Annotated in this window: 10 protein-coding genes; 3 read left to right on the top strand and 7 right to left on the bottom strand. The window is 69.2% G+C overall.

Annotated features, from left to right (window positions below):
• Positions 1-144 precede the first annotated feature (144 nt).
• From VKV26_09055 to VKV26_09040, 4 genes are all read right to left on the bottom strand, one after another.
• Positions 145-3,894: an Ig-like domain-containing protein gene (locus VKV26_09055; protein ID HLZ70038.1), complete on the bottom strand. Its 3,750-nt coding sequence runs from the start codon at positions 3,892-3,894 to the stop codon at positions 145-147.
• Between the two features lie 228 nt (positions 3,895-4,122).
• Positions 4,123-4,680 carry a GNAT family N-acetyltransferase gene (locus tag VKV26_09050; GenBank protein ID HLZ70037.1) on the bottom strand — a complete coding sequence of 186 codons (558 nt, stop codon included), beginning with the start codon at positions 4,678-4,680 and terminating at the stop codon, positions 4,123-4,125.
• A 5-nt stretch (positions 4,681-4,685) separates the two neighbouring features.
• Positions 4,686-5,561 (bottom strand): arsenite methyltransferase, encoded by an 876-nt coding sequence (arsM, locus tag VKV26_09045; protein HLZ70036.1) that lies wholly within the window; start codon positions 5,559-5,561, stop codon positions 4,686-4,688.
• Between the two features lie 173 nt (positions 5,562-5,734).
• Positions 5,735-6,040 carry a metalloregulator ArsR/SmtB family transcription factor gene (locus VKV26_09040; GenBank protein HLZ70035.1) on the bottom strand — a complete coding sequence of 102 codons (306 nt, stop codon included), beginning with the start codon at positions 6,038-6,040 and terminating at the stop codon, positions 5,735-5,737.
• 287 nt (positions 6,041-6,327) lie between these two features.
• On the opposite strand from VKV26_09040, the gene VKV26_09035 reads away from it, so the two are divergent.
• Both VKV26_09035 and VKV26_09030 read left to right on the top strand, forming a co-directional pair.
• Positions 6,328-6,936 (top strand): amino acid transporter, encoded by a 609-nt coding sequence (locus VKV26_09035; protein HLZ70034.1) that lies wholly within the window; start codon positions 6,328-6,330, stop codon positions 6,934-6,936.
• Positions 6,937-6,987: 51 nt separating this feature from the next.
• Positions 6,988-7,413, top strand: a complete 426-nt coding sequence (locus tag VKV26_09030) for a hypothetical protein (protein HLZ70033.1) — start codon at positions 6,988-6,990, stop codon at positions 7,411-7,413.
• 3 nt (positions 7,414-7,416) lie between these two features.
• On the opposite strand, the gene VKV26_09025 is transcribed toward VKV26_09030, so the two are convergent.
• The 3 genes from VKV26_09025 to VKV26_09015 all read right to left on the bottom strand — a co-directional run bounded on the left by VKV26_09025 (position 7,417) and on the right by VKV26_09015 (position 9,592).
• Positions 7,417-7,734, bottom strand: coding sequence for a hypothetical protein (locus tag VKV26_09025; protein ID HLZ70032.1), 318 nt, complete (start codon positions 7,732-7,734; stop codon positions 7,417-7,419).
• A 66-nt stretch (positions 7,735-7,800) separates the two neighbouring features.
• Complete coding sequence (locus VKV26_09020; protein ID HLZ70031.1) at positions 7,801-8,124, bottom strand: YciI family protein; 324 nt, start codon at positions 8,122-8,124, stop codon at positions 7,801-7,803.
• A gap of 205 nt (positions 8,125-8,329) precedes the next feature.
• Positions 8,330-9,592: a cytochrome P450 gene (locus tag VKV26_09015; GenBank protein ID HLZ70030.1), complete on the bottom strand. Its 1,263-nt coding sequence runs from the start codon at positions 9,590-9,592 to the stop codon at positions 8,330-8,332.
• 559 nt (positions 9,593-10,151) lie between these two features.
• Between VKV26_09015 and VKV26_09010 the strand changes: the two genes are divergently transcribed.
• Complete coding sequence (locus tag VKV26_09010; GenBank protein ID HLZ70029.1) at positions 10,152-11,105, top strand: YbjN domain-containing protein; 954 nt, start codon at positions 10,152-10,154, stop codon at positions 11,103-11,105.
• Positions 11,106-11,513: the final 408 nt, after the last annotated feature.

Raw genomic sequence — 11,513 nt, 5'->3', positions numbered from 1 at the left:
CAAGCCCCGGATTCGCGATGCATGGCGAACCGGCGAGTACGCGCGCCGGTGTCGGCCGGACGGCTTGCGCTAACTCTCTGGCCCCGAAACCCCACGCGTTGCACCCCACGCGTTGCACCCCACGCGTTGCAATGAGCCAGGGCCTTATGGGCTGAGCGTGAGTTCGCCGCCGTTCTGGCTGTACACCCACACGCCTTGCCCCGCCCCGATGCTCGTAACCGAAAGATAGGTGCCGCTCGCCGTGTCCCAGGTCTGCGCTTCGTCCGCGCCGTGTAGTTGCAGCGTCTGCTGGCTCGGGTTGCCGATCAGCACCCACTGGCCCGCCGGCAGCGTGATCGTGAGCGAGGTTGCCGTGCTCGCGTTGAGCGTCACGGTGGTTTGCGCTGGGAAGTAGACCCAGTAGCCCACACCCGCGTGTGTCGGGCTGCCGGCTGGGAGCACTTCGTATGCCGTATCGCCGGGCTGGAAGGCATACAAGGGGTTGTCGCTGCCGCTGAAGATCTGCCCGTCCGGTCCGCTGACCAGGTTCCAGCCCGCGGCGTAGGTCACCGTCACCGTCGGCGGCCCGGCCTGGTTCCCGCCGCTGTTGCCGCCGGTACCCGCCGGCGCCGTCCCTCCGCTGCCGGTGGTTGTGCCGCTGCCGCTGGTGCCGGTTCCGCCGCCTCCCGGTGGGGCGCCGGCTGGCGGCACTGGACCGCCAAGCGCGACCGGCGGCTGCACGATGGTAAGGGCAACTGCCGCCGACGTGGCGGGCGCGTGCGTGCTGTCGCCGGAGTAGGCGGCTGTGAGGCTGTGGCTGCCGATCGCCAGCGAGGTCGTGGTCGTCACCGCCGCTCCGTTGGTCAGCGGCACCGTGGCGATCGGCGTGCCGTTGTCGCTGAAGGTGACGCTGCCCGCCGGCGTCGCGCCCGCGAGCGATGTCGTTGAACTTGGCGTCATGCTGCCGCGGTAGCTGAGTGCGGTCGCCCCTCCTGTGTCACCTACCGTGACGCCCAGCGTCACCTCCTGGCCGGCGAAGGCCGGCGACGGACGAACCTGGAGCAGGACCGTCGTCGTGATCACGCCGACCGCCTGGTTCAGCGAGCCGGAGCTGCCCGCGAAGCCGGCGTCGCCGCTGTAGGTCGCGGTGATGGCATGAACACCGACGGTCAGCGTGCTGGTGGTCGTGGCGGCCGCGCCGTTTTGCAGCGGCACGTTCGCCGCCAGGACGGTGCTCCCATCCATGAACGTCACCGTGCCGGTGGGCGTGCCGGCGCCGGGCGCCACCACGCTCACCGTCGCCGTGAAGGTGACACTCTGGCCGAACGGCGGTGAGCCGTTCGCCGAGGAGCTGAGCGCGAGCGTCGTGGCGGCCTGCGCCACGGTCTGTGCCACGCCGCCGCTGGCGGCGCCATTGCTGGCGTCGCCTGCGTACGACACCGTGATCGTGTGCGAACCGACGGCCAGTGCGCTGGTGCTAGTCGTGGCGACGCCGTTCTGCAGCGCAACGTTTGCCGCCAGCACCGTGCTGCCGTCCAAGAATGTCACGTTGCCAGAAGGTGTGGGCAGGCCCGCCACGCCGGGCGCCAGCGTCGCGGTGAAGATCACGTCCTGGCCGAACACGGAGGGGCTGCCGCCGGTGGCGACGGTCACGACGGCTGGCGGGCGCGTAACGACCTGCGCCAGTGAGCCGGAGCTGCCGGTGAAGTTCGTGTCGCCACCGTAGGTCGCGGTGATCGTCGCCGTGCCGATCTGCAGCGCCGTGGTCGAGACGCTCGCCCGGCCGTTCGCCGCCAGCGCCACCGGCGCGCCGCCGTTCAGCGGCGTGCCGTCGCTCGACGTGAACGTGACGCTGCCCGTCGGCGTGCCCGCGCCGGGGGCGACCAGCGTTACGGTCGCCGTGAAGGTCACGCTCTGGCCGAACGGCGATGGGCCGTTCGCTGATGAGGCGAGCGCGAGCGCCGTGCCTGCCTGGGCCACCGTTTGGACAACACTGCCGCTGGCGGCGCCGTTGCTGGCGTCCCCGCCGTACGTCACGGTGATCGTGTGCTGGCCGGCGGCCAGGGCGCTGGTGGTGAAGGTCGCCACGCCGTTCACCAAGGGCACGTTCGCCGCCAGCACCGTGCTGCCCTCGGCGAACGTCACGCTGCCCGTGGGTGTGGGTAGTCCCCCCGCACCGGGCGATAGTGTCGCGGTGAGGGTGACGTTCTGGCCGAAGACGGAGGGACTGAGGCTGCTGCTGACGCTCACGACCGCGGGGGGACTCGTAATCTGCTGCGTCAGCGCGCTCGAAGTGCTGCCGGCGAAGCTGGCGTCGCCGTTGTAGACCGCGGTGATCGGATGAGAACCCGCCGTGAGCGTGCTCGTCGTGAACGTGGCCACGCCGTTGGCCACCGTTCCCGTCCCGAGCGGTGTCGTGCCGTCGCTGAAGCTCACGGAGCCGGTCGGCGTTCCTGCGCCCGGCGCCACCGGCGTCACGGTGGCTGTGAAGGTCACCGTCTGGCCGAAAAGCGATGGGCTGCCGCTGGTGCTCAGCGCCACAGCCGTGCTGGCTTGGCCGACGGTCTGCGCGAAGTTGACGGTGCTTGTCAAGAAGTTCGTGTCGCCGCTGTAGGTTGCGGTGATTGTGTGGGTGCCCGCGCTGAGCGCGCTCGTCGTGAACGTGGCCGTGCCGTTTGCCACCGTTCCCGAGCCGAGCAGCACGGCGCCTTCGGAGAAGCTCACGTTGCCGGTCGGCGCGACGGCGCCGGACGTCGCGGCCGTCACCGTAGCCGTGAAGGTGACGGCCTGGCCGAAGACCGTCGTACTGGGACTCGACGTCAGGGTGGTGGCGGTCGCTGCCTGGATCACGGTCAGCGGCAGTGTGGCCGAAGTGCTGCCGTTGTACGAACCGCCGCCGGCGTAGACCGCCTGGAAGCTGTGGGCGCCCACGGCCAACGTGCCGAGCGTGCAGGTTGCCGCGGCGTTGACCAGCGTAGCCGCGGAGCAGGCGGCGATCGGGCTGCCGTCCAGGTCGAACTGCACGGCGCCGGGGGGAACAGTTGTCCCCTGGCTGTGCGTCACGGAGGCGGTCAAGGTTATGGGCTGACCAAACATCGCCGTGCCGCTGGGCGACGAGGTCAGCGTAGTGGTTGTGGGAAAGCCGTCGTTTGTCAGCGATTCGGCCTGCGGTATGGCAATGCCCGCGGTAAACTGCACGCTGTAGAAGCCGGCGATCAGGTTCGCTGTGAAGGCGGGGAACGTCGCGATGCCGGTCGAGCCGGTCACGGCCGTCACCACGATGAGGCCGCCGGCGAAGGTGCCGCTGGCGCCGCTGGTCGGCGCGGTCGCCGTGATGGTCGCGCCTGCCAGCGTTCTGGCAGAGCTGTCGAGCGCGACAACAGAGAATGCGGAGGGAAAGGTTGTGCCGACGAGCGTGTGCTGAAATTGAGGCGACTGCACGCTCAGCGTCGCGACCTGGCCGACGACGCTCGTGCCGGAATTGTTCATGAAATAGGTTGAGCATTGGTTTGTACTGCCTACCAGCGTCGCCGTGACCTGGTAGAAGTCCGTACTGGTCGTGCTGGCGATGCCGTTCGCCTTGAAGGTGCCTGGGTCGGCCAGCCCCGTCCCGCTGGAAGTCACCGTCTTCGTCGCGGTGCCGTTGTCGAAGGTGCCGCTGGCGCCGTTCGCCGCCGGTATCGCGGTAAACGTGACGGGGACATTGGGCACGACGGTGAAGTTCGTGCCGTTTTGGTTCACCGTGGTGACGGCGACCCCCTGGGGAAAGGCCGTGTTGACCTGCGTCGTCTGGGTGAGGCTCTCATCCTGGCTGCAGGCGTTCGCCGTCAAGGCCAGCGCCGGACGCGAGCCGCTGAGGCCGGGCAGGCCGGCCGCGATCACGGCAAGCAGCGCCGCGAGCAGTGGCCAGCGCAAAAGAAGACGGCTGCTGCCAGCCGTTCGATCAGACCACCGCCGATTCCGCCGCGTCATCCCACCACCTCTCGCGTCGTTCGCCAAAGGTTACCACGCGACGGCGCCGCGAGACGCGCCCGGGCAACGCTACCTGGCGGCGGCGAAATCAGCGCGTGGCGCCGCCTGTTCCCGGCATATCTGTAATACTATAACCGCAAGGCGCCATCGCCAGCACATACTGCCGGTGCGTCAATTCCGCGCCCGAGCGCCGGGGCCAGCCGCAACGAAGGACTGCACCGGGCCGCGCCAGGCGTCGTTGTCCAGTATGACCTCCTGAAACGCGCCGCCGGTGCAGGCGCCGATCGCGCGGCGCCAGAAGGCGACGGTGCCCGTGTTCTCCGCCAGCGCGCGCACCTCCCAGCGGCCGGGAAAGCGATCGAAGAGCTGCCCGGCCGCTGCAACGCCGATCCCCTGCCGGCGGTGCCGGCGCAACACGAAGAACTCGGCCAGGTCGAAGCCGCCGGCGTTTTCGGGCAGGATGGTGCGATCGCTGACCAGGGCAAAGCCGGCGAGCCGGCCCTCGGCTCCAGAACCGGCCGCGGCCGGACGTACTTTGAAGAGGAAGGGCCAGCGCGCCGGCTCCGTCCAGTAATGGTCCAGGTAGCGGTAGCCGAAGAGGCCATGGGCGTCTACGTCCTCGCCCGTGAACTCGCTGAAGTCGTACTTGTACAGCTCCAGCAGGTGTCGCAGCACGGTCTTCTCGTGCAGGGCGGCGGACGTGACCTCGACGCTGACTATGGCAGGCATGGCGCTCAGCAGCAGCGCGTGTTGCCGTCGGCGTCGGTCGTGCAGCAGGCGCCGGTTTGCAGGCCGGGCACGGCAATCGGCTCGATCGGCTCCAGGCGGGCGACCGGGCGCGGCCGGCCGCTGCCGCCCGGCTTCCAGGCGTCGATCAGGGCGCTGCGCCAGGGCTGCGCGTCCTCGCCGTCTTTGAGCGTGACGACGACATCGGTGAAGCCGGCGGCGTGCAGGCGGACGGCATAATCCGTGCGCTCCAGCGCGCCGGCGATGCAGCCGGCCCAGAGGCTCATGTCCTCCTGCTCGGCCGCCGAGAGCGGGTGCAGCAGCACGACGTCGGAGACGTGCAGCCGGCCGCCGGGGCGCAGCACGCGGAACGCCTCGCGGAAGACGGCGTCCTTGTCGGGCGAAAGGTTGATCACGCAGTTGGAGATGATCACATCGACCGAGGCGCTCTCGACCGGCATCGCCTCCATCACGCCCTTGCGGAACTCGACGTTTTCGGCGGCGATTTTGGCCTGGTTCTGCGCGGCTAGCGCCAGCATCTCGTCGGTCATGTCCAGGCCGATCACGCGGCCGGCGGGGCCGACCTGCCGCGCGGCGAGGAAGCAGTCGAGTCCGGCGCCGGAGCCGAGGTCAAGCACGGTTTCGCCGGCCTGCAGGCTGCCGATCGCCACGGGGTTACCGCAGCCGTAGGAGACTGCTGTTTCCGGCAACCCGTCGGTCTGTGTTTCACTGTAGTACTGCGCCTTGACGCCGCCCGCGCGCGCCTCGCCGCAGCAGTCGTCGCCGCAGCAGCCGCTGGTATCGCCGGCAGCCACGTCTTTGGCGCGCGCGCCGTAGGCCGCGCTCACCGCCTGCCGGATCTCGTCCGCCGTTCGCTGTGCCATGATCGTGCTCCTTCATCCGTGTGGATGGTTCCAGAGGCTGCCGGCGATCGCTAGCTGGAGGATGGGCCGGCCGCAAGACGCCGCAGCCCCGGCCGAAAGGCCTCGAAGTTGCTGACCGTTACGTCCTCCTTTCATCGGACTTTTCCGATATCGTGCCTACAGCGATCCGGCGCTCAGCAGCACGCCTGCTGCTCCAGTGCGCCAAAAACGCCGCCGAGAAAGCGCAGCGCCTGCGGGTCCAGGCAGTAGCAGGTGTTCGGCCCGCCGATCGTGCCGCGCACGATGCCCGCGTCCTTGAGCACCTTCAGGTGCTCCGAGACCGTGCTTTGCGCCAGTGGCAGCGCCTCGACCAGCTCGCCGCAGACGCAGGTGTCGCGCTCGGCCAACAGCCGCACGATGCGGAAGCGAACGGGGTTGGCCATGGCGCGCAGCATGCGCACTGCCCGCGTCTCCTGCTCCGTCTGCTCCAGCTGCTTCACGCCGTTGCCCTCTCATCGGTAATTTACGATGCCCGATCGGCCATGTCAACCGTCTGAGACGCCTTTCATCGGAAATTTCCGAAGATCGTTGTAGCCCGCCGCACCGCCCTTCCCAGCCTGCGTACCGGCGGGCTTCCAGCAGAGACCGTACCCACCCCGCGCTGGAGCGCCTGGCCACGTCGCGTGAGATGATCGGTTCGCAACGGCTCCGTCGCGCCGAGGTCGCGCCAGCGGATTGGGCAGGGAAACGCAATCGACTCCCAGCCTGTCGGCGCCGGGAGGTGAATGTGCCGGACTCGCTCGGCCCGTGGCAGCCGTTGAGCGTAGGCGAGGTGGCGGTGCTGTTCGCCGGGCTCTCCGTGCCATGGTGGATCTCGGGCGGCTGGGCGCTCGACCTGTTTCTCGGCCGGCAAACGCGCGAGCACGGTGACACCGATGTGCTGGTGCTGCGGCAAGATCAACTCGTGGTGCGGGCGGCTCTGGCCGGCTGGGATCTGTACGCCGCCGACCCGCCCGGCAGCCTGCGGCCGTGGCGCCGGGGGGAATGGCTCGACGAGCCGATCCACGATCTCTGGTGCCGGCGCGGGCCGGAGGCGCCGTGGGCGGTGCAGCTCATGCTCGCCAACGCCGAGGCCGGCCGCTGGAGCTTCCGCCGTGAGCCGTCGATCGGCGGGCCGCTGGCGCAGCTCACCTGTCGCACGGCAGACGGCATCCCCTTCCTCGCGCCCGCAGTGCAGCTGCTCTACAAGGCGACGGATGCGCCGCGGCCGAGAGACGAAGCCGACTTTACCACCGTGCTGCCGCGGCTCGACGCCGAACGCCGGGCCTGGCTGGCCGCAGCGCTGCGCCGCTACAAGCCCGAGCATCCCTGGCTTGCGCGGCTGGAATCGGCGTAGCGGACCCATGCGTCGTTGTTGGGAATCGTGCCCCTGGGCACTCACCCACCCATGGGATTGGCAGATATCGGCGTTGTTGGCTCACCAGAGGTGCTGCATACTGAAGGAGAGGGAACGGCTTTGCCACATCCGGCAGTCATCGATGCCTATATCCGCGCCGCGATGCAGCACGCGCGCCTTGAATGCGTGGACGACGTGGTTGCAGCGACGGTTCCCGAGGCTTTCGGGCTCGTAGCGCTGGGCGCCACCGAGCAGGACTGCCTCGACGATCTGCGGGCGCAACTGGAAGATTGGGTGCGCGGCAGCCTTGCCGACGGGGAGACACTTCCGGTCATCGACGGCATCGCTCTGAGCCCCGAGAATATACAGCCGCCGGGTGCGCAACATACGCCAACCGCTCCCACCCGGCCGAAGCGGTATTTCGAGGATGAGGCTCAACTGCAGGCCGTCCTGTCCCGCTGGGAGCGCGATAGCTGATTGCTACGGATCCTCGTGGATCGCGTGCGTGCCCATCCTTCGCCAGATGATGTGATAGCGGCGCTGGCGCGGCCTTCCGTATTGCCAGGTGCAGCGCCCGTCGGGCGAGCAGCGGAACTCCATAAGCAGCGTCCGCTGGTTCGCCATCGGCTTGACGCCCAGGTGCGCCGGGAATCGTGGGAATCCTGGCCGTTGCTCCCGCTCCCAGTCTCGCAGCACGCCGATGAACTCACGCAGCGCCCGCTTGAACTGCGCCCGCTGATCGGGTCGCAGGCGCCTGTAGTCCTGTTCAAATCGATCGTTGGCTTCGAACGTCGGCATCACATGGCCGCAGCTGAGCTAAAGACGGATCTCCGGCGCGAAAACGAGCACGGAAAGAGCCGGACGTCAGGAGGCGTTCGCTTCCTTGATGGCGACGATGCGGAAGGGGAACAACTCGGCGCGCATCACGCCGTCCCGCACGAAGGGGTCGGCGTTCATCACGGCGCGGGCCGCCGCTTCCGACTCGGCTTTGAACACGGTTGCCGCCCAGCCGCTGGCGTCGCGGTTCAGCGTGCGGCCGATGAAGCAGGCGATGCCGTCGTCCACAAGCGTTTGCAGGTAGGCGCTGTGGCGCTGGAAGCTGTCCAGCTCGGCGGGGCTCAGGCCCTCAGTCAGCATGGCGGGCCGTGTGGGCTGAATGCGGTAGGCGTAGAATTGCGCATCGGGCATGGCGGCACGCTCCTCGGCGGCGTGGTCTCGCCATCCACGCTACCATGCGCCCGCCGCGCGGGCCGCCGCCTAGGACATGGTTTCACAACCGGCGTTCACGCGCGATCGCACACCTTCAAGCGGGAACCCGAGCCGGTTTTGAAACCATCTGTACGTGCAGCGAAGTCGCCGCTGGCGGCGCTGCGTTTCGCCGTGGCGACCCCGGCTACGACGGCGCCGTGTCCCACTCCACCAGCAGCGAGGCAGGGCCGCGGAAGGAGATGTTCGGATGGAACGTCAACGGCTGGCCGGACACGAGGCGCAGGCCCGGCCGCCGCCGCGCCAGCTCCTCGAAGACGACGCGCGCCTCCAGCCGCGCCAGCGGCGCGCCCAGGCAGAGGTGGTTGCCGAGGCCGAAGGCCAGATGCTCGCGGGCGTTGGCGCGGCGGATGTCGAGCACGTCCGGGTCTTCAAACACCTCCTCGTCGCGGTTGGCCGAGCCAACGAGCAACAGCAGGTTGGCGTCCGCCGGCACATCGACGCCGCGGATGCGCGAGGCGGCCCTCATCTTGCGCCGCCAGATCACGACCGACGGATCGTAGCGCAGCACCTCTTCCACCGCATTGGGAATCAACGCCGGCTCGGCGCACAGCTCTTCCCAGATCACACGCCGTTCGAGGAAGCGGCGCAGACCGTTGGAGAGCAGATTCGTCGTCGTTTCGTGCCCGGCGAGCAGCAGGCCGAAGAGCACCGTCGCCGCCTCCTGCTGCGAGAGCGGCTTGCCTTCGAGGTCGAGCGTGTGTACCAGCTCGCTGGTGAAGTCGTCGCGCGGCTGCTCGCGCCGGCTGGACGCCAGTTCTTCGGTGTAGCGCCAGAAGGCGGCCATGCCCTCGGCGATCTGCACCTGCTGCTCCTCCTCCGAGCGGCCGAACATGAACAGCAGCCGGTTGGAGGAGCCCTCTTTCACGCGGGGCACATCTTCGTCGGGCACGCCCAGCACCTTGAAGATCACCAGCGCCGGCAGCTCCCAGGTGAGTGCCCGCACGATGTCGCTGCGGCCGCCCCACAGCCGCTCCTCGATCATGCGGCCGGCCAGCTCGCGCACGAAGGGCTCCATGCGCGCCACGAGCCGCGGCGTGAAGGCGGCGTTGGCAATGCGGCGGGCGCGGGTGTGCACGGGCGGGTCGGTGTTCGTCAGCGTGGGCACGGAGCGGAAGCCGCCGTCGCGCAGGGCCGCGGCGGCGCGCGGGCAGGGCGGCTGGATCGGGGACAGGGCATTGGCGGCGGAGTAGGTGGCCGTGTCGCGGAAGGCGGCGCGCACATCTTCGTAGCGTGAGAGCACCCAGTAGTCGAGCGCCGGGCTGTAAAACACCGGCGCCTCGGCGCGGTAACGGGCGAACCAGGGGTACGGGTCGCTGAGAAACGCCGCGGAGAACGGATCGAACTCGGGGCTGGATTCGGAGCGGGTGCTTTCACTCAGCGTGGTCATCGTCTCACCCCCTTGTTGCCGTGCCGCTATTGAGCGCCGCCACGGCCGGGCCGTCAAGCGGCACGGTGTTTGGGTTGCCGAACGGTGAAGCTGCAACACGTTCGCGATGCGGAAATTCGCACAAACGTTTCGCAATCGGGTATCCTGAGGGTGAGGATGCTCAGTCAGCCTCCCCCATGCAGAGCACCGGGGTGCGCGGAACGCGCATCACCGGCGCAGCAACCGACCCGAGCGGAGCTTTCGGCGCTCGGCCAAGGTGCTGGAATCGGTGCGTACCGGTTCATGGGGCCTCTCCGAGAGCGCGGCGGCTGAACAGACGCCCGCTCGCCAGCAGATGCGAGGTGGCGTCATGCGTTCAGCCGTTACCTGATCCCCCTCCAGATCTCCTGCTGACGGAGCCCCGCGGCCCTGTCTGCGCGCGGCTGGCTCCGGCTTGCCTGCCGCCTTCGGCCCGGCGCGCGTCGCAGTTCGCGCGCTCGCGCGGAACAGCAGGCAGGAATCGTGGCGGCCGGCGCGCTGTGTGCCCGGCCGTGCAGGAAGCTTCGTGGAGGTGGCGCCCGTGTCCGAGTCCGTGTCCCAGCCGCTCAGCCAGTTCACGATCGAGCGCCTGGAAGCGCTGTTCGACGCCGCGGGCGTCTGCTACGACCGCGCCGAGGGGGAGCCTTCGCTCTACCTGCGCCACGGCTGCGATCGCGTGCCGCACGAGTTGCGGCTGACCGTCTCGCCCGAGCTGGGCTACTGCGCGATCTACCAGCACGACATCGGTCTCTTCGCCCCGGCGCTGGCCGAGCCGGCGCGGCTGGGCGAGGCCTGCCGCCTGGCGCTGCTCCTCAACGGCGCCATGCTGTTCGGCGCGTTCATGCTCTACCGCTTCGGCGGCCACAGCCTCTCCTTCGGCACGGTGCTGCCCACCGGCGCGGCCGAGCTGAGCTTCGCGCAGATCATGCAGGCCGTCTCCTGCGTCTGCGCCGAGGTCGATCGCTGCTATCCGCTCCTGCAGGCGGTGCTCTGGGGCGGCCTTTCGGCCGAGGAGGCGCTGGCCCGCTACCAGGCCGGCTTCGACCACGGCGACAACGGTCCTGACGGCGACGGCGGTCCCGACGACGGCGGCCCCGGCGGCCCGGAAGACGGGCCGAAGCTCGAAGCCGCGGTGCTGGACCCGGAGGCGATCGACCGCATCGACGCCGCCTTCCTCCGAGAGTACACCCCTCCGACCCTTTCAGCGCCGCCGCCGCGGAGGCGATCCGGGCGCGGCGCGGGGCGGCAGGCGAAGCGCCGGATGCGCCTGCAAGGGAGCGCGATCCCTGACCGCCTTGGCGTGACCGTGCGGCGCCCTCAGCCGCTAGCGACCAGCCTCGGACTTGGGTTATGCGCGCACGAGATCGCGGGACTATGCTTGTTCGACCTTGCAGGCGCCGCTGCGTTCGTGTCGCTTCACGGGGACGAGTGCCGGCCGGATCCGGCATTACTCGATTGCTCAATTGCACCGAGGCCAGGAGGACGACGGCCATGACTATCGTGACGACGGCGCAGGAGCTGCTCGCGGCTGTGGAGTCCTCGACCGGCGAGATCGAGGTGCGCGGCAGTCTCGGCGGCATGCCGATGATCACCCTCGGCCCCGGCGTGCGCCTGCGCGGGGGCACACTACGCTTCGGCGCCAAGGGTGTGCGGCTGACGCGGAACAACGAACTGGATGGTGTCACCATCCTGACCGCCGACGATGAGGTCGCGATCCTCAATGACACCAGTGTTGAGGACCTTGGCACGCTGAGCCTGCGAAGCGTGCGCGCGACGGGACAGGTGCTGCTGCTCGCCGCGGACAACGTGCGTTCCGGTCACGTACGCGTAGAAGGGTTGATGATCGCCAGCGCCGACGTGCGCGGGCGCGCCGAGCGGCCGCATGGCTTCGGTGTGGAAGCGC

The sequence above is a fragment of the Dehalococcoidia bacterium genome (genome assembly GCA_035310145.1).
Classification (GTDB): Bacteria; Chloroflexota; Dehalococcoidia; order CAUJGQ01; family CAUJGQ01; genus CALFMN01.
Note: the sequence above shows the minus strand (reverse complement) of the source record. Positions and strands in the feature narration are given on the sequence as shown.